General features: G+C 44.2%; 25 protein-coding genes and 1 riboswitch. Of the genes, 16 read left to right on the top strand and 9 right to left on the bottom strand.

The window, feature by feature from the left end; genetic code table 11:
• Nucleotides 1-166: 166 nt before the first annotated feature.
• Together ABLT31_RS10930 and ABLT31_RS10925 are read right to left on the bottom strand one after the other, a co-directional pair.
• Nucleotides 167-730, bottom strand: coding sequence for an FAD-dependent oxidoreductase (locus ABLT31_RS10930; protein WP_367751547.1), 564 nt, complete (start codon nt 728-730; stop codon nt 167-169).
• 66 nt (nt 731-796) lie between these two features.
• Nucleotides 797-1,237, bottom strand: coding sequence for a MarR family winged helix-turn-helix transcriptional regulator (locus tag ABLT31_RS10925; protein WP_367751546.1), 441 nt, complete (start codon nt 1,235-1,237; stop codon nt 797-799).
• A gap of 344 nt (nt 1,238-1,581) precedes the next feature.
• Between ABLT31_RS10925 and ABLT31_RS10920 the strand changes: the two genes are divergently transcribed.
• The 3 genes from ABLT31_RS10920 (at nt 1,582) to ABLT31_RS10910 (ending at nt 4,140) form a co-directional block, all read left to right on the top strand.
• Nucleotides 1,582-1,947, top strand: coding sequence for a group I truncated hemoglobin (locus ABLT31_RS10920; RefSeq protein ID WP_367751545.1), 366 nt, complete (start codon nt 1,582-1,584; stop codon nt 1,945-1,947).
• Nucleotides 1,948-2,090: 143 nt separating this feature from the next.
• Nucleotides 2,091-2,759, top strand: a complete 669-nt coding sequence (locus ABLT31_RS10915) for a response regulator transcription factor (protein WP_367751755.1) — start codon at nt 2,091-2,093, stop codon at nt 2,757-2,759.
• Nucleotides 2,749-4,140, top strand: coding sequence for a sensor histidine kinase (locus ABLT31_RS10910; protein ID WP_367751544.1), 1,392 nt, complete (start codon nt 2,749-2,751; stop codon nt 4,138-4,140). Before ABLT31_RS10915 ends, ABLT31_RS10910 begins: the two co-directional genes overlap by 11 nt.
• A 52-nt stretch (nt 4,141-4,192) precedes the next feature.
• Here ABLT31_RS10910 and ABLT31_RS10905 read toward each other — a convergent pair whose 3' ends face one another.
• Both ABLT31_RS10905 and ABLT31_RS10900 read right to left on the bottom strand, forming a co-directional pair.
• Entirely contained in the window at nt 4,193-4,870 is a 678-nt protein-coding gene (locus ABLT31_RS10905; protein ID WP_367751754.1) for an MgtC/SapB family protein, read from the bottom strand.
• 170 nt (nt 4,871-5,040) lie between these two features.
• Complete coding sequence (locus ABLT31_RS10900) at nt 5,041-5,331, bottom strand: DUF3817 domain-containing protein (protein WP_367751543.1); 291 nt, start codon at nt 5,329-5,331, stop codon at nt 5,041-5,043.
• Between the two features lie 849 nt (nt 5,332-6,180).
• Between ABLT31_RS10900 and coxB the strand changes: the two genes are divergently transcribed.
• The 8 genes from coxB to ABLT31_RS10860 all read left to right on the top strand — a co-directional run bounded on the left by coxB (nt 6,181) and on the right by ABLT31_RS10860 (nt 12,831).
• Nucleotides 6,181-7,209: a cytochrome c oxidase subunit II gene (coxB, locus tag ABLT31_RS10895; RefSeq protein ID WP_367751542.1), complete on the top strand. Its 1,029-nt coding sequence runs from the start codon at nt 6,181-6,183 to the stop codon at nt 7,207-7,209.
• Between the two features lie 23 nt (nt 7,210-7,232).
• Nucleotides 7,233-9,062 (top strand): cytochrome c oxidase subunit I, encoded by a 1,830-nt coding sequence (gene ctaD, locus ABLT31_RS10890; RefSeq protein WP_367751541.1) that lies wholly within the window; start codon nt 7,233-7,235, stop codon nt 9,060-9,062.
• Entirely contained in the window at nt 9,062-9,670 is a 609-nt protein-coding gene (locus ABLT31_RS10885) for a cytochrome (ubi)quinol oxidase subunit III (RefSeq protein ID WP_367751540.1), read from the top strand. The genes ctaD and ABLT31_RS10885 overlap by 1 nt, the downstream gene beginning before the upstream one ends.
• A 3-nt stretch (nt 9,671-9,673) precedes the next feature.
• Nucleotides 9,674-9,991: a cytochrome C oxidase subunit IV family protein gene (locus ABLT31_RS10880; RefSeq protein ID WP_367751539.1), complete on the top strand. Its 318-nt coding sequence runs from the start codon at nt 9,674-9,676 to the stop codon at nt 9,989-9,991.
• Between the two features lie 115 nt (nt 9,992-10,106).
• Nucleotides 10,107-10,967: a cytochrome c oxidase assembly protein gene (locus ABLT31_RS10875; protein ID WP_367751538.1), complete on the top strand. Its 861-nt coding sequence runs from the start codon at nt 10,107-10,109 to the stop codon at nt 10,965-10,967.
• Nucleotides 10,968-10,980: 13 nt separating this feature from the next.
• The gene (locus ABLT31_RS10870) at nt 10,981-11,439 is read left to right on the top strand and encodes a DUF420 domain-containing protein (RefSeq protein WP_462976484.1); all 459 of its coding nucleotides are present in this window, start codon (nt 10,981-10,983) and stop codon (nt 11,437-11,439) included.
• A 98-nt stretch (nt 11,440-11,537) separates the two neighbouring features.
• Entirely contained in the window at nt 11,538-12,503 is a 966-nt protein-coding gene (locus ABLT31_RS10865; RefSeq protein WP_367751537.1) for a 2-hydroxyacid dehydrogenase, read from the top strand.
• Between the two features lie 22 nt (nt 12,504-12,525).
• Nucleotides 12,526-12,831 (top strand): hypothetical protein, encoded by a 306-nt coding sequence (locus tag ABLT31_RS10860; protein WP_367751536.1) that lies wholly within the window; start codon nt 12,526-12,528, stop codon nt 12,829-12,831.
• 120 nt (nt 12,832-12,951) lie between these two features.
• Here the strand turns inward: ABLT31_RS10860 and hemQ are convergent, their stop codons facing one another.
• A complete protein-coding gene (hemQ, locus tag ABLT31_RS10855) occupies nt 12,952-13,695 on the bottom strand; it encodes a hydrogen peroxide-dependent heme synthase (protein WP_367751535.1) in 744 nt (247 codons plus the stop codon).
• Between the two features lie 189 nt (nt 13,696-13,884).
• Here hemQ and ABLT31_RS10850 point away from each other — a divergent pair, with 189 nt between their 5' ends.
• On the top strand, nt 13,885-14,562 hold the full coding sequence (locus tag ABLT31_RS10850) for an N-acetylmuramoyl-L-alanine amidase family protein (protein WP_367751534.1): 678 nt from the start codon (nt 13,885-13,887) through the stop codon (nt 14,560-14,562).
• A 189-nt stretch (nt 14,563-14,751) separates the two neighbouring features.
• On the opposite strand, the gene ABLT31_RS10845 is transcribed toward ABLT31_RS10850, so the two are convergent.
• Both ABLT31_RS10845 and dapD read right to left on the bottom strand, forming a co-directional pair.
• On the bottom strand, nt 14,752-15,879 hold the full coding sequence (locus ABLT31_RS10845) for an N-acetyldiaminopimelate deacetylase (RefSeq protein WP_367751533.1): 1,128 nt from the start codon (nt 15,877-15,879) through the stop codon (nt 14,752-14,754).
• A gap of 12 nt (nt 15,880-15,891) precedes the next feature.
• Entirely contained in the window at nt 15,892-16,602 is a 711-nt protein-coding gene (dapD, locus tag ABLT31_RS10840; protein WP_367751532.1) for a 2,3,4,5-tetrahydropyridine-2,6-dicarboxylate N-acetyltransferase, read from the bottom strand.
• 239 nt (nt 16,603-16,841) lie between these two features.
• Between dapD and glnA the strand changes: the two genes are divergently transcribed.
• Nucleotides 16,842-18,191 carry a type I glutamate--ammonia ligase gene (gene glnA / locus ABLT31_RS10835; RefSeq protein WP_367751531.1) on the top strand — a complete coding sequence of 450 codons (1,350 nt, stop codon included), beginning with the start codon at nt 16,842-16,844 and terminating at the stop codon, nt 18,189-18,191.
• Nucleotides 18,192-18,243: 52 nt separating this feature from the next.
• Here the strand turns inward: glnA and ABLT31_RS10830 are convergent, their stop codons facing one another.
• Nucleotides 18,244-18,537: a YokU family protein gene (locus tag ABLT31_RS10830; RefSeq protein WP_367751530.1), complete on the bottom strand. Its 294-nt coding sequence runs from the start codon at nt 18,535-18,537 to the stop codon at nt 18,244-18,246.
• Nucleotides 18,538-18,687: 150 nt separating this feature from the next.
• Between ABLT31_RS10830 and ABLT31_RS10825 the strand changes: the two genes are divergently transcribed.
• The gene (locus ABLT31_RS10825) at nt 18,688-19,164 is read left to right on the top strand and encodes a hypothetical protein (RefSeq protein WP_367751529.1); all 477 of its coding nucleotides are present in this window, start codon (nt 18,688-18,690) and stop codon (nt 19,162-19,164) included.
• 68 nt (nt 19,165-19,232) lie between these two features.
• Here ABLT31_RS10825 and acnA read toward each other — a convergent pair whose 3' ends face one another.
• On the bottom strand, nt 19,233-21,938 hold the full coding sequence (acnA, locus tag ABLT31_RS10820; protein WP_367751528.1) for an aconitate hydratase AcnA: 2,706 nt from the start codon (nt 21,936-21,938) through the stop codon (nt 19,233-19,235).
• A gap of 313 nt (nt 21,939-22,251) precedes the next feature.
• Between acnA and ABLT31_RS10815 the strand changes: the two genes are divergently transcribed.
• Together ABLT31_RS10815 and ABLT31_RS10810 are read left to right on the top strand one after the other, a co-directional pair.
• On the top strand, nt 22,252-22,998 hold the full coding sequence (locus tag ABLT31_RS10815) for an IclR family transcriptional regulator (protein ID WP_367751527.1): 747 nt from the start codon (nt 22,252-22,254) through the stop codon (nt 22,996-22,998).
• A 108-nt stretch (nt 22,999-23,106) separates the two neighbouring features.
• The gene (locus ABLT31_RS10810; protein ID WP_367751526.1) at nt 23,107-23,595 is read left to right on the top strand and encodes a MerR family transcriptional regulator; all 489 of its coding nucleotides are present in this window, start codon (nt 23,107-23,109) and stop codon (nt 23,593-23,595) included.
• A gap of 569 nt (nt 23,596-24,164) precedes the next feature.
• Nucleotides 24,165-24,273: riboswitch (SAM riboswitch) on the top strand.
• The last annotated feature ends 57 nt before the right edge of the window (nt 24,274-24,330 follow it).

The raw sequence follows: 24,330 nt of genomic DNA, 5'->3' as shown, positions 1-24,330 counted from the left end.
TATCAGATAACAGGAGAAAGTCGGACTATTTATAAAAATGATGACTTTCTGGCGAAAATAATCGGAAAAAGTCCGGTTATTTCTCTAAAACACGGAAAAAAATCATGATTCTGGAGGTTTAGCCGGAAAAACTCCCGTTATCATCCTTCCAAACGGCTATATACGATTAGGCCTTTAATACATCGTGGTCAACATAGCGTTCTCCATTTAATTCAGAGACGATGTTGATCGCTACCTTCGCACCGTCACCAGCCGTAATGATCGTGTGAACACTTACTCCAGCAACGGTTCCTGCGGCCCAGATGCCCTCGACGTTGGTTTTCCCAGCCGGGTCTGCATCGACGACGGTTTTGATGCGCGGTTCAGTTCCGGGTTTGGTTTTTACCCCGATTTTTTCGGCAAGTTCTGCTACAGCTCCGGTAGCTAGGATGACATGCTTGGCCTCATAATTTTGATTTTCCGTTTCGACTTGCACCCCGTTTGCTGTTTTCACGATGTTTGTTACGGTGTTCTCAGTGATCTCCGCCCCAAATTTTGCCGCTTGTTTTTTGCCGATCTCGACGAGATCGGGTCCTGTGATTTCCATGACGCCATAGTGGTTTTCAACCCATGCCCGCTTGGTCATGCTTTTGTCACTGTCAATTACCAAGGTTTTCTTTCCGGCTTTTGCCGCAAATAAGGCTGCACTGGCTCCGGCAGGACCGGCACCGATAACGACGATATCATACATCTTCAACAACTCCTTTTATATGTGAGGTTTAGTTGTTATAACACAAACTTATTTCAAAGAAATGTCCTAGTCCTTTTGGACATTGGAGCACATCTTTGATAGGATTCTTCGCACTTCCATTAGTTCTTCATTCGAAATGCCTTTACATACAAGCTCATTAAATTCTTCAGCTAAAGGGATGATCTGATTGCCTAGTTCCTTACCTTGTCTAGTGAGGAATACCCTTAATGAACGCCGATCCTGTTCCCCGCAAACTCGGTGAATAAAGCCTTTCTGTTCCAGGTTAAAAACCATGCGGGCAATATTGGTTTTATCCTTATTTAATTTTTCTGCAATTTCATTTTGATTAAGGCCGTCTTTTTCCCAGAGTAACATCATTATTAAATTTTGCTCAGGAGCCAGATTAAAAGGCACGAGTTTACTTTTCACATAATTAGTCAGGGCTAGATCGGTCTGATGAATAAAAATGCTGATGTAATCATGAAAAACTAATTTCAATGGAATCACCTCATGAGTGTTGCTATAACAACTTTTGCAATATTGTTAATATTGTATAGCCCAATGGGTTTATTTGTCAAATGTGAGTGTAGATGAAACTTCTAAAACCGTGCCCGATGAAAAGGGGTATCCCTCTTTTTTGTTATTTTTTTTGTAAAGCAAGCCAACCCGCAGGCTGAAACCAAGGAATGGACTATGCTCGCGGAGAAGAAATATGAAGAGCTCGTCGTGTCCCAAATCGGATCGCTGGACATCAAGATACACTAAGGAAACTACCGTGTGATAAAATTAACATAATTTCTCTTATGCTAAGAAAGAATAATACAGAATATCCAATAAGGAGTCGAAAGCGCATGTCTGAACAAACCCTTTATGAAAAAGCAGGCGGAGAAGAAGCGATTGCTAAAGTGGTTGATTACTTTTATTCTGAACTGGTGTTGAAGGATCCCACTGTCAACAAGTTTTTTGAAAATACCGATATGGAAAAACAACGCCGCCACCAAACGAAATTCATCAGCTTTGCTTTGGGCGGACCGAATCAATATACAGGAACATCCATGGCCAAGGCGCATGAAGGAATGAATCTCCAGCCGGAACACTTCCATGCCATTGCCAATCATTTGCATGACGCGCTGGCCCATTTTGGCGTCAGTGAATCCGATATCGATCAAGCCTTAAGTAAAGTAGCTACGTTAAAGGATGATATTTTGTATAAATAAATTGAAGCCGAAGTTTCTCTATTGAGGGACATCGGCTTTTCTTTGTAAAATAGATTTCGTGATTTTTTACCGATTTCTCTCTAATTTGCGCTATCATGAATAGATACTTATTACGATCAATCAACGTGAAAGAAGTGGATTTTTTGAACATCCTATTAGCGGAAGACGATATTTACTTAGGAGAACTGGTTGCTCATTTATTGAAGAAAAAAGGAGGCTATCAGGTAGAATGGCTGACGGAAGGGGACCAAGTATTCGATTATGCGACTGAGTCCCATTATGATGTGCTTGTTCTGGATTGGATGCTGCCAGGGGAGGAAGGTGTGGAAATTTGCCGCCGCTTGCGAAAAAAAGGATATTCCGGCGCGATCATTATGTTAACGGCTAAAGATGCGCTCGAGGATCGCGTCATTGGTTTGGATGCGGGGGCAGATGATTATGTTGTGAAGCCGTTTGAGGTGGATGAGCTGCTTGCCCGGATTCGGGCGTTGGGACGCCGAAACTTTGCTCCACTGCAGGAGCAAGTGATCGAAATCCAAAATATCCGCATCGATCTTACGAGCAGAACGGTATTCAATGGGGAAGAAGAGATTCAATTAACCCAACGGGAATTTCAGCTATTGGACTTGCTGATCCGAAATAAGGGACATGTACTAACGAGAGAGGTGATCTATGAACGCATTTGGGGGTATGATTCCGATGTAGCGCTGAAGACAATCGACGCAACGGTTAAGCTGCTGCGAAAAAAACTAAATATGGAAACGGACATCATCCATAGTGTTCGAGGGGTGGGATATAAGCTTGAAGTTTAATTTAGGAACTCGACTGCAGCAGTTGAAAAAGGATATGTTCCTCCACACCCAAGCCCGATTGGCTGCTCAATATAGTTTTTTGATTATGGTCTTTCTGATCCTGTTTATTGCTATTGTATATTTTCTTGTAGATTTTCTTATCTCTTTCGATCAGGAAAGGCATTTAGAAAGAACGGCCAATCAGCAGGCAAGGGCGATTAAAGAATTTCTTAAGGATGGCTCCATGAGCACGCAGGAACTGAACATCCTGGTAGATATCCTGCAAAGTGAAAATCAATTCTTTTATTATGTCGTTGCTCCCAATGGTCAACTGTTGTTCGGGGACGAGGTTATTGAGCCGGTGAGGCATGAGATTTTGAAACAAGCGCGAGGATGGATCCCCCAATCGAATGAAATTCGCATTAGAACCATCAATTCGCCTGTTCCTCGTGGAGGATTTGGCCGTCCGCAGCAGGAACCGCGACAGATGCATTTAATGATGACGGGACGGTCGATTTATAATGGAGACCAGTTGGTGTGCATCCTTTACTCCGGACGGAACGTTTCTTTCATTTATGAAGTGAATGAACGATTGCTGTCCATTCTCATGGTGATAGGAATTTTGTTTTTGGTTGTTGCCATCTTTCTCAGCTACTTTATGTCCAAACGGGCTATCATTCCGATCCGCAGGTCTTTCCAGCGGCAGCGGGAGTTTGTCGCCGATGCTTCCCATGAGCTGCGGACGCCTTTGAGTATATTGAATTCATCTCTTGATGTACTGAATATGGAGGAGGAGGAAAAGCTTTCCGACTTTTCCCGCAAAGTGCTCTCCAATATGAAGAATGAAGTCAAGCGCATGACAAATATGGTCAGTGACTTGCTTACGCTCGCACGTTCCGATTCAGGGGTCCCGGATCTGAAAATAGAAAGCTTCGATTTGATCCCCATTGTGAGACAAGCGGTGGACTCCACTCAAGCGCTTGCGCAATCCAAAGAAATTTCCTTGAATTATGAAACGCCTTCCCACTTGAACTTCCGAGGAGATCAGGAAAGGCTAAAGCAATTAATTTATATTCTGTTGGATAATGCGATCAAATTTACGCTAAAAGGGGGACAGGTCAATCTGGTCTTATCCACTGCCATGGAAGCCAAGCATTCTGTTCTAAAGATGATGATCCAAGATACAGGGGTGGGCATACCAGCGGAGGATCTTCAGTGGATCTTTGACCGATTCTACCGTGTGGATAAAAATCGGTCCAGGCAGATGGGCGGAACCGGTCTTGGCCTGGCGATTGCGAAATGGATTGTGGAAGCTCACCATGGCAGTATTGAAGCTTCAAGCAGGATAGGTGAAGGAAGTACGTTCACCGTAACCATGCCATTGGGCAAAGAGATCGCTTAACGTAAAAACCCGCAGCCTTTTCCAAGGAGGAGAAGGCTGCGGGTTTTTCACATCATCGGCTTTCAAGCTCAACCTTAATGACACCCTTAATGTCTTTGAGCAAGCGATAAATATGTGTTGTATAATGCTCTTCTGAGGCTAATATGATCATTTGGACCTCGGAAAGACAGTCATCGAGATCCTTTAATTTTACATGTTTCACCTTCATGCCGCGGTGCTTAATTTCTTTAAACACTTGGTCTAATTTGTCGGGCGGCCCAACGATCATCTTCACGAGCAAATCTCGCTGGCGAAAGCTCTTCGGACCGAGAAGTTTCGTAAGAGAAGGAAAGACATTAATGGCTAGCATCATGATAACCACCGCTGCAGACGCCTGAAGAATAAAACCGGCACCGACTGCAATTCCTAAGCCTGAAGCAGCCCATACCATGGAGGCGGTCGTTAAGCCGGAGATGACGTCATTATTGCGACGAAGGATGACCCCTGCCCCCAAAAAACCGACTCCGCTTACCACTTGGGCGGCCAATCGCATCGGATCCATGTTGGTGTGTCCTTCAACCGAGTAGATATGAACAGACTCAATCGATACGATGGTAACCAGGCAGCTGGCTACGCTGATGATCATGCAAGTTTTAATCCCCACAGGCTTCTTTTTTAACTGACGATCTAAACCGATCAGCAATCCTAGAAAAAGGGCTAGTCCTAGCTTCCATATATAGTCATAGGTGATTAACCAATTCATTTTTGTGTTTCTCCTCATCTTTTAAAACTAATTATATCATATTGTAACTGCAGTATTGATCGTGGAGGGTTTCAAAAAAGAAAGGGACGATTCTCTCAGATAGAAATCGTCCCTTAGTCAATACAATATCCATTTATGAGTTCGCCAAGTATTCTTCCTTATTGGTAGTTGCGCAGCTTTCGGTCTAGTATGAAGTTGCCGAAAGGAACAAGGGAAGCGGCTACGGCTCCTATTACTTTGGCAATCGACCAGCGAAAGCGATAGGTCACATGGGCTACGGCCATGATATACAACACAAATAGCAAACCGTGGATCGCGCCCACGACGCGGACAGCTTCCGGAATCCCGGCAATATATTTCAGTGGCATAGCGATACCCAGCAGCAGGAGGAATGACACTCCTTCTATGAGACCAATGGCGCGCAAGCGGCCAATCGGATGATTCAGCATGCGAAAAACTCCCTTCGCTTAATGATTATTTTACACGAATAAGCCTATTATAATGAAAAAACACCTTTAACACTATGGTTATAGAGAGAAGTTCACAAGATAGTCAGAAATTTTTATTTTCACTGGGTAGACTAGATGTTACGTATGAAAATAGGGAGGGTATGGTTACTATATTAGATGGAAAGTTTTGGATGCACAAAGGTCTTGTATGTAAGGGAACGGTGAAGTAGGTTTGAAGGCAAATTATTTCAAGAGAACATATATCATATTTTTTCATTATTTCTGTAGGATAGGATAGGAGGGAGTTGTCGAAAAAGAGCGGGATCGATCGAAAAAGAGGAGGTAGCATTTGTCGAAAGGGATGGGGGGTGAGATGGAAATGTTCATAAAATTGTCATATTCAAAAGGGAAAATATATTGAAGTTCACATATTATAAACAATAATTAAGCAGAGGAAGACAAATCTTCCCCAGAATTTGTATTTCCTCAAAAATACGTTTTTCACGCTTCAAATAATGCTTACAATGATGTATAATCTTCAAGTGTGATAACTACCGACTACTGTAATGGGGAGGACTATTGCAAACAACAGGTGCAAATATCCTTGGTTAGCAAACAAATCTTTGCTATTATCTATTTCTCGGTTTAATGCTTGTGCAAACTGGCAAGAAAGTAGATAATGTCGTTTTATGTGTTTTTCATAAGGGAAGTTTACAAAGCCCTCATATCATTATTGCAGATTTGCACTTGCTTGCAATTTCTGTTCATCCACCTCATTATTAGGTGGAAAATAGATTGACTAACCATTATAGGTAGAGTGATTAAACAAGAAAGTGGGGTTAGATTTTGATGAGTCGATGGAATTTAAGTGGGCGTCTATCGCTAATGCTCGCGGTAATGATGCTGGTACTCACTGGGTGCGCACAAGACCCGTATCTGTCTGCTTTGGATCCAAAAGGACCCGTAGCATCAGCGCAGTTATCATTGATTATGCTCAGTTTGTACATCATGATTGGCGTATTCATTGTGGTAATGGTGATTTACGTTTACGTGTTGTTCCGTTTCCGTAAGCGTCCGGGACAAACTGGTGTTCCTGAACAGGTAGAAGGGAACCACAAGCTTGAAATTATTTGGACGGTTATTCCTCTTATTCTTCTTGCGGTACTAGCTGTTCCTACTGTTTCTCTTACATTTGACTTGGCAGAGAAGCATAGCTCTGAGGAAGCGTTGCAAGTAAAGGTGGTAGCTCACCAATTTTGGTGGGAATTTGAATATCCGGATTTAGAAATCTCGGCTGGACAGGACTTGTATATTCCTACTGGCCAAAAAGTTCAATTCCAAGTTACTTCTAAAGATGTAATGCATGCGTTCTGGATCCCGGCTCTCGGAGGAAAGATCGATACGAACCCAGGAATGATCAATAACATGTGGCTCCATGCGGATAAGCCAGGTACATATAAAGGTAAATGTGCTGAGCTTTGCGGACCGTCGCATGCGCTCATGGATTTTAAGGTCGTTGCACTTGAACCGGCTGAGTTCGACAAGTGGGTAGGCAATATGAAGGCTACAGCTACGAAGGCTGTTCCTGCTTCTGCAAAGGCTGGACAAGAAGTCTTTAACCAAAACTGTATCAGCTGTCACGCAGTGGACGCGACGAAAGGCTTGAAAGTTCCTGATATCGCGCCAAACCTTGCTGGTTTTGCGGATCGTACTGTATTGGCTGGTTTTGTTGAGCACAATAGCGATAACTTAGCGCAATGGATCAAGAACCCGCAATCCTTGAAGCCTGGAAATGTGATGCCTGCATTCGAAGGTAAATTAAACGAACAGCAAATTAATGATCTCGTTGAATACGTGAACACCTTGACTATTGAATAATCTCGAATAAAGGAGGTATTACCTTGGCTACACATGCACACCCAAAGAGAACTGGCTTGTGGGATTGGCTAACGACCGTTGACCATAAGAAAATCGGGATTCTTTACCTGATTGCGGGTGGATTCTTCTTTCTTATCGGTGGTTTAGAAGCTCTTCTCATGCGTATTCAGTTGATGTACCCTAACCAAGAGATTTTTGTGGGCGGTACGTTTAATCAGTTGCTCACCATGCACGGAACTACCATGATATTCTTGGCAGCGATGCCGATTATCTTTGCTTTGATGAATGCGATTGTTCCTTTACAGATTGGAGCGCGCGACGTAGCGTTTCCTTTCTTGAACTCTCTAGGATTCTGGCTATTCTTCCTTGGAGGAGTATTGCTTAACCTAAGCTGGTTTTTAGGCGGAGCGCCTGATGCCGGTTGGACAGCTTATTTGCCGCTATCCGGAAAGAATTACAGCGGAGCAGGTGTAGACTTCTATGTGCTTGGTCTACAGATTGCTGGTATCGGTACATGGGTGGGGGGGATTAACTTCCTCGTAACCATCATTAACATGCGTGCACCTGGATTGACGTTTATGCGTTTGCCGCTGTTTACATGGAGCGTCTTTGTAACATCTGCGCTTATCTTGTTTGCTTTCCCTGCAATCACAGTTAGTTTAGTTCTTTTGATGTTTGATCGCCTGTTTGGAGGGGCTTTCTTCGAACCGGCTCTTGGCGGAAACATCGTGATTTGGCAGCATTTATTCTGGGTATTTGGACACCCTGAGGTTTATATCTTGATCTTGCCTGCTTTTGGTGTCATTTCAGAGGTTATTGCAACTTTCTCTAAGAAGCGACTTTTCGGATACAGTGCCATGGTATTTGCTACCGTGCTCATCGGTTTCTTAGGTTTCATGGTTTGGGCTCACCACATGTTTACGGTTGGTTTAGGTCCTGTAGCAAACTCCTTGTTCTCGATCGCTACCATGCTGATCGCCGTTCCTACGGGGATTAAGATCTTTAACTGGTTGTTTACGATGTGGGGAGGACATATCCGCTTTACGGCTGCAAACCTTTGGGCTGTAGGATTCTTGCCTACATTCGTAATTGGTGGTATGACTGGGGTTATGCTTTCTGTTCCTCCGGCTGACTATCAGTTCCAAGACAGTTACTTCGTTGTTGCCCACTTCCACTACACAATTGTAGGTGGTATGGTATTTGCTCTTTTCTCTGGTCTTCATTATTGGTGGCCAAAGATGTTCGGTAAGATTTTGAACGAAACTTTAGGAAAGATTGGATTCTGGTTCTTCTTTATCGGATTCCACCTTACATTCTTCCCTCAGCATTTCCTTGGTCTAATTGGTATGCCGCGCCGCGTATTTACCTATTTGCCGAACCAAGGGATGGAGCTAGGTAACTTTATCAGTACGATTGGAGCTTTCTCCATGACAGTCGGTACGCTTGTCTTCTTAGCGAATGTCGTAGCGACAGCGATGAGCAAGCAAAAAGCTCCAGCAGATCCTTGGGACGGACGTACGCTAGAGTGGACCATTTCTTCTCCAGCGCCTGAATACAACTTTGCTCAAACTCCGCTAGTTCGTGGTTTGGATGCGTTCTGGATTGAGAAAATGGCTGGCAAGAAGAAGATGACACCGGCTGAGCCGCTGGGAGAGATTCATATGCCATCTCCTTCGATTATTCCGCTCATTATGTCACTGGGGCTATTTATTGCAGGTTTTGGATTTATGAATCATGCCTATCTAATCGTCATCATCGGAATGGGAATTACAGTTGTATGTATGTTCTTGCGTTCGATCTATGACGATCCGGGATACCATTTGCATCCGGATGAAGAGGAGGTAAAGGCGTAATGGCACAAAATTTTACAACCCTTCCCGCCCATCCTGAGACTGCGACGCTTGAAGGCAAAAATAAAGTTCTTGGCTTCTGGCTCTTCTTAGGTGGAGAAGTCGTATTGTTCGGTTCTTTGTTTGCTACGTTTATTGCCCTTCGCAAGTCCTATGCAGGCGGGCCTACTGGTGAAGAACTGTTTGATCTGACACTTGTTGCGGTTGCAACGATGCTCTTGTTAACGAGTAGTTTAACTAGTGTTTTTGGAGTTCAAGCCATGCACCGTCACAATGTGGCAAGCATGCAGCGTTGGTTTGGAATTACCGTATTTCTCGGACTTTGCTTCTTAGGATTAGAAGGATATGAATTCTATCACTACATCCATGAAGGGCATACCATGTCCAGCAGTGCCTTTGGATCTGCATTCTATACGCTTGTCGGATTCCACGGGGGACACGTTTTGGGTGGTGTAGTTTGGATTGCATTGCTTCAAATGCAGTTGGCGAAGAAAGGCTTAACTGTCGTAACAGCGCCAAAGTTCTACTTAGCGAGTCTTTATTGGCACTTTGTAGACTTAATCTGGGTATTCATCTTTACAGTTGTTTATCTCATGGGAAAGGTGGGTTAATGGATGGCACAACAAGTAAACAATACGGAAACGAATTCCAAGCCTCATAAGCCGGAAGGGAAGAAGAGACATCTTGTTGCCTTTATCGTTTCCATCATTCTTACTGCTTTTGCCTTTTTAGCCGTTATACTCGGAGGCTCTAATGCTTTCGTAATACCTTTCATTATCGTGCTTGGGATCATACAAGCCGGTTTCCAGCTTTATATTTGGATGCACATGGACCAAAAAGGTCATGAATTGCCTGAATTAGGAATCTATACGGGTCTTTTGGTTGCTGTTTTAACTATCATTGTTTTCGTCTACTGGTTGGGCGGTTATTAAGAAAAAAGAGAGGGGCGAGTTGCATGCCCCTCTCTTTTCCTATGGAGCATGATGGCTGACTAGTGGTAGAATATTAGAGGTATTGATCTCATCTCCAAGGTAGGAGGAATGTCGAATGACACATGGACACCAACATCATGGAATGGATCCAGTAGGATTATTTGCAATGTGGAATCCTTGGCAGTTGCTCTTGGCGCTGGCTATCGGTTTCCTATACTTTTATCTCATTGGTCCAGGTCGGCAACGTTTTGAACATGTCACTCCCGTGAAGGGACGACATATCACTTTATTTATCTCAGGGCTCGTTCTCTATTTTATTGCTGCAGGCAGTCCTTTAAATTATTATGGGCATCATTATCTGTTCAGCGCTCATATGCTGCAGCAGGCTTTGATGTATTATATGGTTCCGCCCTTGCTCATTCTTGGCTTGCCTAGATATCTGCTCGAAGCGTTTTACAGTGTGAAGCCTGTACGCAAGCTATTAGAGACCCATATGCTGTTAACTATCTTTGCTTTTAACTTCTTGTTCTCCATCTATCATTTACCTCTTATTTTCGATGCGGTAATGAAGAGTGAGTTACTGATGACTATTTCCCATCTGATTCTTTTCCTGTCTGCTTTTCAAATGTGGTGGCCGATTATTAATCCTCTGCCAGAAATTAAGCAGATGTCTGAGCTTCGCAAAATGGCCTATATTATTTGCGGAGCCGTGCTGATTACGCCAGCTTGTGCACTTATCATCTTTGCCGATTCGATCGTCTATGAAGTTTACCGGGGTGTCCCTCAACTCTTTGAATGGCTGCCTCCGCTTGATGATCAGCAGCTAGGAGGTATTCTCATGAAGCTTGTGCAAGAGATAGCCTTCGGATCGGTTCTGGCCTATATCTTCTTCCGCTGGTTCCGTCAAGAAAATCCCAAAGATGCTATTGATATGTTCAACCCAATAGCAGAGGGACCTCAAAAAGTAAAGGAATAGAAAGGGATAACTGATGGCAACAATTCTGCCGTTTTTAAGTACATTTTTTATCGTAATCAGTGCCATATTTGTCGCGATTGGCTGGTATTATATTGCGAAAGGAAAGATCGAGACACATAAGAAGATTATGACTTGGGCAGGGATCTTTGCCACAGCGTTTTTTACGATCTATGCGTCAAGAACCTTGTTTGTGGGGAATTCACCTTTTGGTGGACCCGAAGAAATTAAGATCTATTATACGGTGTTCCTGATCTTTCACATCTTTCTAGCGACTATAGGTGCTGTTTTTGGTCTTACTTCCTTGTGGTCAGGCTATAAGAGTCGTTTGAAGCTTCATAAGAAGATTGGTCCGATTACCTCTGTGATTTGGTTTTTTACAGCAAGTACGGGAGTAGTGGTTTACTTGCTCCTCTATGTATTGTGGACACCAGGAGAAGCAACGAGTTTGTTTAAAGCGATCTTGGGGTGGTAGAGAATAAGCTAGAATCTTAGAATCTGTTGCCTATCTTGTCTCTGTCTTGACTTCAAGGCAGAGAGTTACTTTTTTCATTTAGAAGGAGTAGATGACGATTGAAACCTAAAATTCTTATCGCCCGCCCGATCCCAAGGGAAGTAGAGGAATACATAGCGGAGTACTGTGAAATTGAACGGCTCACAAATGAGGGAAACATACCGCGGGAGCATCTGTTTCAGGCGCTGCAAGATGTAGAGGGTCTTATTGGAAACGTAAGAATAGATAAGGAATTGCTGGATCACGCTCCTTCCTTGAGAGTCGTTAGCAATATCTCTGTCGGCTATAACAATTTTGATTTGGAAGCGATGAAAGCCAGAAACGTAATGGGGACGAATACTCCTTTCGTATTGGACGAGACGGTCGCTGATTTAGTTTTAGGGCTCATTCTTGCAACGGCACGGCGGATTCCAGAACTTGATCAATACGTGAAAAATGGACAGTGGAAAAAAGGTGACGTTGAAAACCTTTTTGGAACTGATGTGCATCATGCCACGCTAGGAATCATTGGAATGGGACGAATCGGTGAAGCGATTGCCCGAAGAGCGAAATTTGGCTTTGATATGGATGTGGTTTATTACAATCGGAACCGGAAGATGGAGGCGGAGGATCAACTGGGATTAAGGTATCTGGCGTTCGATGAGCTTTTGGCTCAGTCAGATTTTGTTGTTCTAATGACCCCACTGACGCCGGAGACCACACGCCTAATGGGTCGCGAGCAATTTAGCAAGATGAAAAATTCGGCTTTCTTTATTAATGCCTCCCGAGGAAAAACGGTAGATGAGGGAGCTTTGATTGAGGCTCTGGAAACGAAGCAAATTGCTGGGGCTGGTTTGGACGTGTTTGAAATGGAACCGGTCCAGCCCGACAATCCTTTGTTGAAGATGCCCCAAGTCATTACGCTGCCTCATATTGGCTCGGCAACGGCTAAGACACGCTTTGACATGGCGAAATTAGCGGCTCAAAATCTTGTCAGTGCTGTAAGGGGGGAAGTCCCTCCACACCTAGTGAAAGAGCTGATTTAAATAGAATAGGAGGAGAATAAAGGTGTCACATATTATCCCTTTATCTTTGCTGCAGGTAGAAATTCTATTGGAAACCGTGGAATCGTTCGTAGATAACCATAAACTCCTTCATGTACCGGATCAAACAGGGCAGGTCGTCGGATTGCCTTTAACCTCAAAAGCCTTGCATTTTATTCACGCGGTAATGAAGGAAAAAGAGTTAACGGATAAGCAAGAGGTGTTAGTTGAAGTGCATTCTGCTCAGGATCGAGTAAGCGAGGTAACCATCACACTTGGTGACTCAGTGATGAAGTATGAGGTGCAACTAGACGAATTTGATCAGGTGTAGATAGACTCATCTATCCGGAAAAGACAAAGAGCTAGTCCCAAGGAAATCCTTGGACTAGCTCTTTTTTACCGTGAAGGAAAGTTTAAGTTCGCTAAAGTGCTAAAGTGAACAAAACTTTTCTTAAACCTGAAAATAGGACTTCAGGCGATCTTGTTCCATTAAATTACCGACAAAGAAGGATCCGAAGTCCCCATAGCGCGCACTGACCTCGTCAAAACGCATTTCATATACAAGCTTCTTGTAAGTAAGAGGATCATCCGCGAACAAGGTGACACCCCACTCCCAATCGTCCAGTCCAACCGATCCGGAGATGATCTGGGTCACTTGTCCTGCATATTTGCGTCCAATCATCCCGTGGCTTCTCATCATCGTCTGGCGCTCTTCCATAGGCAGCATGTACCAGTTATCATTGCCTTCTCTTCTCTTGTTCATCGGATAGAAGCAGATATGCTTTGTTTTAGGCAACACAGGCTTTAAGCGTCCTTGAATGTAAGGATCCGTTTCTGGATCGACGTCGCCTGCGACATATGTACTGAGCTCTACAACGGACACATAAGAGTAGCTTGGTATGGTGATCTGAGCTAATAAAGTCTTGTTAAAAGCCGTTTCTAGATCGTCTAGTTCGGCTAAAGTCGGACGCAGATGCATGAAAACTAAATCAGCTTTCTGGCCTACTACGGAGTAAAGGGCAAAGCTACCCTGTTTCTGATCTTCGACTTCTTTCCAAGAAGATAGCAGAGATTGTAATTCCCCTAAAGCCTCATCTCGCTCTTCCTGAGAAAGAGACTTCCATGCGTTCCAATCAATGCTTCTAAAATCGTGAAGGACGTACCAGCCTTCCAATGTCTGGACAGCTTGACTCATATCATGACACTCCTTTAATGAGGTATATATTAGCAAATAAATTTCCCATCTCAGTATACCATAACGGTAAGCAGTTGCTAAATTTTTACCTGTCAAAATACACATTCTCACGGTGGATATGTCAATTATGTGAATGCATGATGGCACTCATGGTGGGAAATATACGGATAAATGAGGGGGGAAAGAAAAATGATGCAAAAGGTGTGGATAAGCCTAGGCTGCATGATGCTCTTTGTCCTTTGCCTGGCAGCGGATCTGGGGGAAGCTCAAGGCTATCCGGAACGGTTCGATGTCGTGATTGATGTGGGACATGGAGGGGTCGACGGAGGAACATCCGCTCATGGCTTGCTGGAAAAGGATTTAAATTTAGAAGTGGGAAAAAAGCTTTACAAGCGGCTTATGGAAGAAGGCTACAATGTAGGGATAACAAGGATCCATGACTATGCATTAAGTAATGATAGCCGTCTACACATTAGAAGCAGGCACCTTCGCGATTTGGCACAAAGAAAGCTCATTGCTGAAACCCTCCATCCAAAGCTTTTTATTAGCCTACATATGAATTGGTCTAATAGCAGGCGTGCCCGTGGTCCCCTGGTTATTTATCAGGCCAGCCAAAAAAGCTATAGCTTATCTCAGCTATTGCAGCAGCACTTGAATGATTTATACCAGGTAGAGAAAAAGCCAATCCGAGGCAATGCCTACTTTCTTATGAAGCATTTGCATATGCCCTCCGTAATTGTAGAACTTGGCTACCTAAGCAACTCAAGGGATCTTTCAATGGTAGCTGACAAGAAATTTCAGGAGCGCGTGGCAGAGACACTCACTCATGCTATTGGAGAATATTTTTTGCTTTATCCGGTGGAATAAAGAGTAGAAGGCCGGTTTCAGTTAACAGGAGAAAGTCCGACTATTATTAAAGATGGGGACTTTTAGCTAAAATAAGCGGAGAAATTCCGGTTATCCCTCTAAAACACGAAAGAAAATCATGATTTTTGAGGTTTAGCCGGAAAAACTCCGCTTATTTACCCTTTTGGTTAATATAAGCGGAGTTTCTTGTTAATGACTTATATGCGCAATGTATTGTGTCAAAAGGTTGATGGCGACATCTATGGCTTCTTCATTGGGCTCTATTCTGGCATGATGGAGTCCAAAAGGAGTATCCACCCCAAGCCAGAACATAAAGCCTGGAATCTTCTCCAAAAAGTAACCGAAGTCTTCGCCTGTCATGGCTTCCTTGCATTCGATCAGCTGCACATTTTCCGATGCATCCACCCAATTCATAAACTCCCGAACTAAGCTGGGGTTATTATAAACCTGGCAGTAGTTAGATCCGTAGTCAATCTCGGCCTGGCAGTCAAATCCAGCTTCTATTCCTTTTACAAGGGCTTCAATTCTAGATTTGATTTTATGCATGGACTCAAGAGAGAGCGTACGAATCGTCCCTTCCAGCCTAGCTTTTTCCGCAATAATATTTTGTTTCGTTCCGCCCTCGATCTTGCCGATCGTGACAACTCCAGAGTCGAGCGGATCGATATTGCGGGAGACAATGCTTTGAAACTGGGTGACGAGATGACTGGCAGCTACCACCATATCATTGGCCGTGTGAGGAAAAGCGGCGTGTCCGCCCTTCCCCTTGAGATCAATGAATAATTCGGATGTGTTGGCAAACAGAATGCCTTCTCGGGTTGCTACGGTTCCGACTGGATATTCCGGTGCAATATGCAAGGCGATGATCAGATCGGGCATCCAGCGAGCCAAAGCTTCGCTTTCTTCGAGCATCGGCTTGGCGCCGCCAGGTCCTTCTTCTGCAGGCTGGAAGATGAACAGGACATCGTCAGCCACAGGATGATTGACCACATGCGTTAATACGCCTAGAGCGATGCTCATATGGAAGTCATGGCCGCAAGCATGCATATAGCCCGGATGGGTAGATCGGAACTCATAGGAGGTTTCCTCTTCAATAGGAAGGCCATCCATATCCGCCCGGTAGCCAATGATTCGAGTCGGCTGAGTTCCTTTTACTTTAACAAGAATGCCTGTCCGCCAGGTCTCCAATTCCAGCCGGTCTTGGGGAAGCTGTTGGATATAATCAAGCAAGAATTGCTGGGTCTTAAATTCTTCGAAGCCTTTTTCCGGAATTTGATGAAGGCTTCTTCGGATATCTCGGTATCGGGTCAGGCTCATGGCTGAATCTCCTTAGAGCTGACGAAGCTCCTGCTTTATTTCTGTTTTCGACTTTGTTTTTTCATCGATTTGCTTAATGACGCGAGCAGGAGTACCAGCTACAACGGTGTAAGGAGGAACATCATCTACTACAACGGCTCCGGCAGCAACGACTGCGCCTTTACCCACGCGAACGCCCTCAAGGAGAACAGCATTTGCGCCAACCACCACATCATCTTCAACGATAACAGGAGAAGCGGAAGGCGGTTCGATTACGCCAGCAATGACCGATCCTGCCCCGATGTGGCAGTTCTTCCCGATGGTTCCGCGACCGCCGATGACCACGTTCATATCGATCATCGTACCTTCACCTACAACAGCCCCGATATTAATGACAGCACCCATCATGATTACGGCATTATTGCCGATTTCAACTTGATCGCGAATGATGGCGCCTGGCTCAATGCGCGCTTGAATATGCTTGGTATCTAATAGAGGAATAGCGGAATTGCGGCGATCACTTTCTACAACATAATCTTCAATCTTATCTTGGTTGGCTTCTAATGCAGGAGAAATCTGACTCCATTCCCCAAAAAGAACCCCAACTTGTCCATTAATGAAAGCCTTCGTATCTGCACCGAAATCGATTCCCTCTAGATTTCCTTTAATATGTACTTTTACAGGTGTCTTTTTAACGCTTTTTTGGATAAACTCGATAATTTGGTTTGCATCCATCATGTTCATGGTTCTTTTCCTCCTATACGTTGAAAAAACGTGGCCTAGATGCCAGTTTTTAAGCTTTTTTCCACCTTATACTGTACCAGATTGAACCGGAATACACAATGTGTCGAAGCATAGCGAATGAAAGGGATTACATTGTTTTTCTTTTAAAAAAGGTATTGCCAATCTCCTCAGAGTGGCATATAATAAAGCCATAAGAACGATGTCAGATAACTTAACATACAATGGGAGGGAATATTACAATGGTAATGGCAACTAACACTCAAACTAAACTTCAAGAGATTCAAAAGGTTATCCAAGAAAAGAGCGTAGAATTGCTTCATTTGCAATTTGTAGATATTGAAGGTGTGCTTAAGAATGTTACAGTTACAGCTGAACAATTAGAAGATGCTGTAGAAGGAAAAATCATGTTTGACGGATCTTCTGTAACAGGCTTTTCTCCAATAAACAAATCCGATTTATACTTGCTTCCTGATGTAAATACATTTGCAGTACTTCCTTGGACAGTAGAAGATGGATACTCTGAAGCTCGTTTCCTTTGCAGCGTAACGAATCCAGACGGAACTCTTTTTGAAGGGGATACTCGTAACGTCTTAAAAAAGACCGTAGCAAAAGCAGCTGAGAAGGGTTATACCATTTCCGCTGGTCCAGAACTTGAATTCTTTTTGTTCCAAACTGATGAGCTAGGAAGACCTACTGTAAAAACCCATGATGAAGGTGGATATTTCGAAACTTCTCCGCATGACCTTGGCGAGCGTGTTCGACTTGAAATCTACCGTGCGTTAAAGGCGATGGGCTTGACTATTGAAGTATCCCACCACGAAGTAGCTCAAGGGCAACACGAAATCGGCTTTAAGTATGCTGATGTATTGGGTGCAGCGGATAACGCAACAACTTACAAGTGGGTAGTAAAGACAGTAGCGAAGCGTTTTGGGTTGCATGCTTCCTTTATGCCAAAGCCTGTATTCGGAATCAATGGATCCGGAATGCACGTAAATATGTCCTTGTTCAAAGATGGAGAAAATCTATTCTTTGATGCGGATGATAGCTTGCAATTATCATCTTTTGCTTACTCTTTCATCGCTGGTTTGCTAGAGAACGTGAAGAGCTTTGCTGCGGTTACCAATCCGTTGGTTAACTCTTATAAGCGCTTGGTTCCTGGTTATGAAGCTCCTTGCTACATCGCATGGTCTGCATCTAACCGTTCCGCTCTAATCCGTATCCCAGCTAAGAGAGGCATGGCTACGCGCGTAGAATTGCGTTGTCCGGATCCATCCGCAAACCCATACTTGGCTTATGCTGTTGTTGCTGAAGCTGGTTTGGATGGAGTAGATAAAGGGTTAACTCCAGTAGCGGCTGTTAACGAGGATATCTTCCATATGTCCAATGAAGAGCGTGCAGAACGCGGAATCGACAACTTGCCTGGCAGCTTGGAGTATGCTTTAGATGCACTAGAAGCAAGTGATTTTGCTAAAAATGTACTAGGCGAGCATGTGTATGGAGAATTTGTTGCCTTGAAGAGAGCAGAGTGGGATAGCTACCGTACGGCTGTACATTCTTGGGAAATTCAAAATTACCAAGGCAAGTTCTAATAGGTTAAATAAGAAAAGGCCACCTCGGATAAGGTGGCCTTTTCTATATTTTTTATTTACACTTAAACGACGCACCATTATTGTACATATCAAAGATGCTCATTTTCGGTGCCTTCACTAATTGGCTGTAGGAAAAACGACTCCCTAATACACTCAGATCGGTCGTGTTTAATAAAACTTCTATTTCTTCATTCTTCTCGTCGTCCAAGTATACATCTCGGCACTGAGGGCAGTCGATTGCAGGCACATCGGTTACCATGATGACGTCAACGCCGCCCGGTTCAATCCATTGACAGTCCTTGATTGTTTCTTTGGCTTGGTCGTTATCGCACCATACACATTTCATCCGTAATCCTCCTTTAAAGTTGGATACTATAATCGTAACAAAGATGTTTTGAAATTTTTGTCGATTCCTGTAGAGGGTCAAAGGATAAACTTTTACTTAGCGCAAGCTTATTTTTCTAGTAGAATATGATATGAGGAGGTGCTTTGGTTAATGGAGGAATCACTAAAAAATTATAAGGTAGTTCCTTATGATTTATTTCAAGAGCGGTTAGAAAAAGTAAAAGAATTGAAGAGCGCGGATAATCATGCCTATTATTTATACAAAGACAGCGTGACGGGTGAACACTTCGTGTATTATACCTATCTGCACCTGAATGTAGCGGAAGGAGGGCAGGAGGAAAGGTTCCGCCATCTGTTGCCTATTGAAAGTGATGATGTGCTTGCTATCCTTTTTGAAGACAAGCCTTATGATTTCCCTGAGCACTGGACGCATGCCTTTCTGCGCAGCGGTTCAGAAGGAAACCTGATGTGGTTTGATCCGGGGGAAGCTGAACTGCATGAGCAGTATGAAAGGAAGGCCATTGAGGCTAAAGACAAGCTGGCTGGATTTAAGCAGGGTGGGGAGTATGATGATGAATCCATCCGTAAACTGTTAGAAGAAATGGAGAAGATGTTTGAGGATAAATAGACCAGTCTACTGGCAAAACAAGAAAGGGATAAACCCCAATGGGGTCTATCCCTTTTTCTTTTAAAATGTTAGTTGACTGCCAATTGGCGAAGTACCGTTTGAAGGATACCACCGTTACGGTAGTACTCAATGTCAACTACGCTGTCTAGACGTACGATAGCTTCAAATTCAAAGCTGCTGCCATCTTCACGAGTAGCTGTTACCTTTACCTTTTGACTTGGCTGAACATCGTTGCTCAAGCCAGTAATATCGAAGGTTTCGCGTCCAGTAAGCCCAAGGGACTGTGCATTGGTTCCTTCAGCGAATTGAAGAGGCAGAACGCCCATGCCAACCAAGTTGCTGCGGTGGATACGCTCGAAGCTTTCCGCGATAACCGCTTTTACGCCAAGAAGGAAAGTTCCTTTAGCTGCCCAGTCACGGGAGCTTCCTGTACCATATTCTTTGCCTGCAATAACAACAAGGTTAGTGCCGTCTGCTTGATACTTCATGGAAGCATCATAGATGGACATAACTTCGTCTGTTGGCAAGTACTTCGTTACGCCGCCTTCTGTTCCTGGAGCGATTTGGTTGCGGATGCGGATGTTGGCAAACGTTCCGCGCATCATCACTTCATGGTTACCGCGACGAGAACCGTAAGAGTTGAAATCTTCACGCTTCACGCCGTTCTCTTGCAAGTACAATCCAGCAGGGCTGTCAGCCTTGATGTTACCAGCAGGAGAAATGTGGTCTGTAGTTACGGAATCGCCCATTAAGGCAAGAGCGCGTGCACCAGTAATGTCTGCAATGTCATTCAGCTGATCGCCTAATTCCTTGAAGAAAGGAGGCTCTTGGATATAAGTGGACTTGTCATCCCACTCATAAAGATCTCCAGTAGGCGCATCGATTTGGTTCCAACGCTCGTTAGCTTGGAATACATTCTCATAACGCTTGCGGAACAATTCTGGACGAACGGCTTTGCTCAATGCTTCTTGAATTTCTTGAGAAGTTGGCCAGATGTCCTTTAAGTATACATGCTGGTCGTTTTGATCATAACCAAGTGGTTCGCTAGTCAAGTCGATATCTACTGTTCCTGCCAACGCATAAGCGATAACAAGCGGAGGAGAAGCAAGGTAGTTAGCTTTTACTTGAGCATGGATACGACCTTCGAAGTTACGGTTACCGGAAAGAACAGCAGCAACAGTCAAGTCGTTGTCAGCGATAGCCTGGCTTACTTCGTCAGGAAGCGGACCGGAGTTACCGATACAAGTCGCACAGCCGTAACCTGCAACGTGGAAGCCAAGAGCTTCAAGAGAATCCAGCAATCCAGCTTCTTTCAAGTAGTCGGTAACAACACGGGACCCTGGAGTTAAAGAGCTCTTTACGTAAGTTGGCTTCTTCAATCCTTTAGCAACAGCCTTTTGCGCTACAAGTCCAGCGCCAACCAACACGCTTGGGTTAGAAGTGTTCGTACAGCTAGTAATCGCGGTGATAACAACTGCACCGTTTTTCATCACGGTCTTGTCACCAGTTGGGTGCTGTACAGCAGCTTCTTTCTTCAAATCTTCTTCAGATAAGCCAAATCCGCCTTTTTCGATTGGAGTGCGGACAGCTTCATTGAAGGTTTGCTTCATGGCAGTCAATTCCACGCGATCTTGTGGGCGCTTAGGACCAGCAAGCGATGGAACAACAGTGGAAAGGTCAAGTTCAACCACTTCAGAGTAAACAGGCTCAGTGCTGTCTTCTGTCAGGAACATGCCTTGTGCCTTATAGTAAGCTTCAACTAGAGCAATTTGCTCTTCGTTGCGGCCAGTCAATCTCATGTAATTCAATGTTTCAGCATCTACAGGGAAGAAGCCCATGGTTGCGCCGTATTCAGGAGCCATGTTAGCTACTGTAGCACGGTCAGCCAAGCTCATCTTGCTTACGCCAGGTCCAAAGAACTCAACGAACTTGCCTACTACACCTTTCTTGCGAAGGATGTTCGTTACAGTTAAAGCAAGGTCAGTTGCAGTTGCGCCTTCAGCAAGCGTTCCGGTTAGTTTGAAACCAACTACTTCTGGAGTTACGAAGTATAAAGGCTGTCCCAACATTCCAGCTTCTGCCTCGATACCGCCCACTCCCCATCCAACGACGCCAAGACCGTTGATCATGGTTGTATGAGAGTCCGTACCAACAAGGGAATCAGGGTATACTTCGGTTGTGCCATCTACTTCTTTTGTAGCAGCTACAGAAGCTAGATACTCTAAGTTTACTTGGTGAACGATACCAGTAGATGGAGGAACGGCACGGAAATTATTGAAAGCAGTTTGTGCCCAGCGAAGGAAACGATAACGCTCCGCATTGCGCTCAAATTCAATTTTTTCATTTTGCTCTAAAGCATCAGCGCTTCCGAAGTTATCAACCATAACGGAGTGGTCGATAACAAGATCAACAGGAACAAGAGGATTGATCTTGGAAACATCCCCGCCTATACGCTGCATGGTTGCACGCATTGCGGCTAAGTCAACTACGGCAGGTACGCCTGTGAAGTCCTGAAGTACGATACGCGCAACCTTGAATGGAACCTCTTGGTTTGGATCGCGTTCTACTGTCCAGTTAGCTAATTTATTAACATGCTCTTCAGTAATTGCTTTTCCGTCAAACTCACGAACTGCAGCTTCCAAAAGAACTTTAATGGAATAAGGAAGCTTGGAAACCGGACCAAGCTTTTCAAGGCCAGCTAAGGAATAGTAAGTATAGGTTTTGCCGCCTACTTGAAGTTCCGATCTAACGCCATATTTATCCTTGTTTGCCATGTCGTGACCTCCTTAATAGAAAGTTTAGTATAAATTCACAAAGAATCTCTGTTGTTTCACTAGACGAAACCGAGTTTCCTTTACGTTTCCCATTATACACATAAATCAGGGAGCCGTACACAACTATTTTCCATGAATATCTCCGAAAAAGCGGTGTGTTTTGAAGGATATTTACGAAATGCTTCTCCTAGGATATAATATTATCAGATGAAATATCGTTTCGTACAGTGAAACCAAACGAGACTCTTACAAAGGTAATGTTTCCATTTTACTAATAAAATAACAACTTTTTATGGCGAGAGGAGGGAATGACATGGATGATAAGAAAATGACGGTGCGCGCTGTAGATCGTGCCTTGGATATTTTGATTTGTTTTGCGGATAAGCAGGAGCTTGGCCTGACGGAGATAGCCAAACAAGTTGACCTCAACAAAAGTACCGTGTATCGCTTGCTGGCTTCCTTGGAAGGAAAGGGCTTTCTCAACCGCGATCCGATTACGGAAAAGTATCGTTTGGGCTTCCGGATTTGGGAGCTTTCTGCACATTTGGTCCGGGAGGATGACCCGGCGCTGCTCTTTTTGCCGGAAATGGAGAAGCTTCGGGATTTGCTGGGGGAGACCATCAGTTTATATGTCCGGGATGGCAGAGAGAGGATTCGGATCCAAGCTGTCGAAAGCCAGCATACGATTCGGAGAGTGGCGCCGATTGGCGTTCGCTTGCCTTTGGCAGTCGGCGCATCAAGCAAAGTTCTTGTAGCCTTTTCGGAGCCAGCGGTAAAGGATTTTATCCTCAACGATCCCGCTTGGCCGGAAGGGATTAATAAAGATCATTATGCAGAGCAGCTGCAGCGTATTGAGCAGGTTGGCTATGCAACCAGCATTGAGGAGCGTGAGCAAGGGACCAGTGCGGTGGCAGCACCTGTGTTTAATCGCAAAGGGGAAGTCGTTGCTGCGCTTTCCGTCTCTGGACCGGCGGCCCGGCTAACGACGGAGAAAATGGTGGAGATGGCCCCGAGCATCATGGCATCAGCCCAGCGTATGGGCAAAATGGTGAATAAATAGACAAAAGGAAACAAAAACATACAGAAAAATCACCCACCGTCTGACAAGCTTTTCCTGCATATTTTGTTATCATTAGCATAACGAACTTAACGGGAAAGGGTGAAGGCCATGAATACCGGACAATTGTATTCTCTAAAGGAAATGGCGAAGGAAATGGATACAACTTGGCAAAGTATTCGCAGCTGGAAAGAGCAGTTCTATCAATTCGTTCCGATGGAAACCGCCGGCAAGCAGGTCTGGTTCAAGCCGGAAGCGGTGGAAATTTTCCAGTTTATTAAGGATGCGAAGGAAAAAGGATTGGACCATCACGAGATCCGTTCGGAGCTTTTTAAGATCAGTGGACAAGCTGAGGCGGGCGAAGAGGAAGCCGAGGGACAGCCGAATGTGGATATGGTGATGATAGAACCGCAGCGGATTGAAGAGATGCAAGAAACCATTGAAGCTTTGCAGCGGGAAGTGGACGAACTGAAAGCCAAATGGTCGGAAGTCGAAGTGGCCAAAAGAGACCAGGCTCTGATGGATAACCTGCGTGATATGCGGGAAAAGGAAAAGAAAAAGAAGGGGCTTTGGAGCCGGGTGATGAATTTTACATTTTAAAGAGAAGGCTGTCCTGCAACGTCGGTAAGAACCGATTTTTGGGACAGCCTTTTTCGTACTGTCTGAATCTATAACTCCGTTATATTATTTGGACAGCACGAGGAAAACTTGTAGCTTTTCCCTAATTTGACATCAACCCTACGGGTCATTTCTGATAAAATTTTTATTTTATCACAAAGGGTTTACCCTTGATGTCAAGTTAGGGAATTGGCGCGAGCCAAGTTTTCTTGTTGGATCGCGTTGGGGGTGGTGGGTTGCAGTAAGTGGAGATTCGTCAATTAAACGCCCAGACCATTGATTTTATATTGGCTGTAGGTGGAAAAACGACCATTATTAGCGTTAAAACGTCCAAAAAGAGGGGGTGAAAATGAAATAGATGGAGATTTTCCAACAATAAAGACTTTTTCTAGTTTGATTTTGATTTTAAGTGGCTTTTCTCCACTAATTCAGAGGTCCTACCCAAAAAGCGAGTGGCCTAGGGATCTACGGAAACAGCCGATTTGAAAGGCGAAAAGAATTGACATCCGCTGGGATAAATGATAGTTTTACATATATTAAAGTGAATAATTACCTTATCGAGAGAGGTGGAGGGACTGGCCCTACGAAACCCAGCAACCGCATTATGTCATGCAGGTGCTAAATCCAGCAGGACAAGAGCTGTGTCCTGAAAGATAAGAAGCTGATCGTTAAACTTCTTCTTATCGGAAGAAGTTTTTTTGTGTTGTTTAAATTTGT

It is taken from the genome of Ammoniphilus soli (assembly GCF_040813775.1).
This window is presented reverse-complemented; position numbering and strand designations above follow the sequence as displayed.

Bases quoted from the DNA above. Each gene is read 5' to 3' on its own strand.
- ABLT31_RS10930 (WP_367751547.1), bottom strand. From the start codon at position 730: ATGTATGATATCGTCGTTATCGGTGCCGGTCCTGCCGGAGCCAGTGCA.
- ABLT31_RS10920 (WP_367751545.1), top strand. From the start codon at position 1,582: ATGTCTGAACAAACCCTTTATGAAAAAGCAGGCGGAGAAGAAGCGATT.
- ABLT31_RS10900 (WP_367751543.1), bottom strand. From the start codon at position 5,331: ATGCTGAATCATCCGATTGGCCGCTTGCGCGCCATTGGTCTCATAGAA.
- coxB (WP_367751542.1), top strand. From the start codon at position 6,181: ATGAGTCGATGGAATTTAAGTGGGCGTCTATCGCTAATGCTCGCGGTA.
- ABLT31_RS10885 (WP_367751540.1), top strand. From the start codon at position 9,062: ATGGCACAAAATTTTACAACCCTTCCCGCCCATCCTGAGACTGCGACG.
- ABLT31_RS10880 (WP_367751539.1), top strand. From the start codon at position 9,674: ATGGCACAACAAGTAAACAATACGGAAACGAATTCCAAGCCTCATAAG.
- ABLT31_RS10875 (WP_367751538.1), top strand. From the start codon at position 10,107: ATGACACATGGACACCAACATCATGGAATGGATCCAGTAGGATTATTT.
- ABLT31_RS10870 (WP_462976484.1), top strand. From the start codon at position 10,981: ATGGCAACAATTCTGCCGTTTTTAAGTACATTTTTTATCGTAATCAGT.
- hemQ (WP_367751535.1), bottom strand. From the start codon at position 13,695: ATGAGTCAAGCTGTCCAGACATTGGAAGGCTGGTACGTCCTTCACGAT.
- ABLT31_RS10850 (WP_367751534.1), top strand. From the start codon at position 13,885: ATGATGCAAAAGGTGTGGATAAGCCTAGGCTGCATGATGCTCTTTGTC.
- ABLT31_RS10845 (WP_367751533.1), bottom strand. From the start codon at position 15,879: ATGAGCCTGACCCGATACCGAGATATCCGAAGAAGCCTTCATCAAATT.
- dapD (WP_367751532.1), bottom strand. From the start codon at position 16,602: ATGAACATGATGGATGCAAACCAAATTATCGAGTTTATCCAAAAAAGC.
- glnA (WP_367751531.1), top strand. From the start codon at position 16,842: ATGGTAATGGCAACTAACACTCAAACTAAACTTCAAGAGATTCAAAAG.
- ABLT31_RS10830 (WP_367751530.1), bottom strand. From the start codon at position 18,537: ATGAAATGTGTATGGTGCGATAACGACCAAGCCAAAGAAACAATCAAG.
- ABLT31_RS10825 (WP_367751529.1), top strand. From the start codon at position 18,688: ATGGAGGAATCACTAAAAAATTATAAGGTAGTTCCTTATGATTTATTT.
- acnA (WP_367751528.1), bottom strand. From the start codon at position 21,938: ATGGCAAACAAGGATAAATATGGCGTTAGATCGGAACTTCAAGTAGGC.
- ABLT31_RS10815 (WP_367751527.1), top strand. From the start codon at position 22,252: ATGGATGATAAGAAAATGACGGTGCGCGCTGTAGATCGTGCCTTGGAT.
- ABLT31_RS10810 (WP_367751526.1), top strand. From the start codon at position 23,107: ATGAATACCGGACAATTGTATTCTCTAAAGGAAATGGCGAAGGAAATG.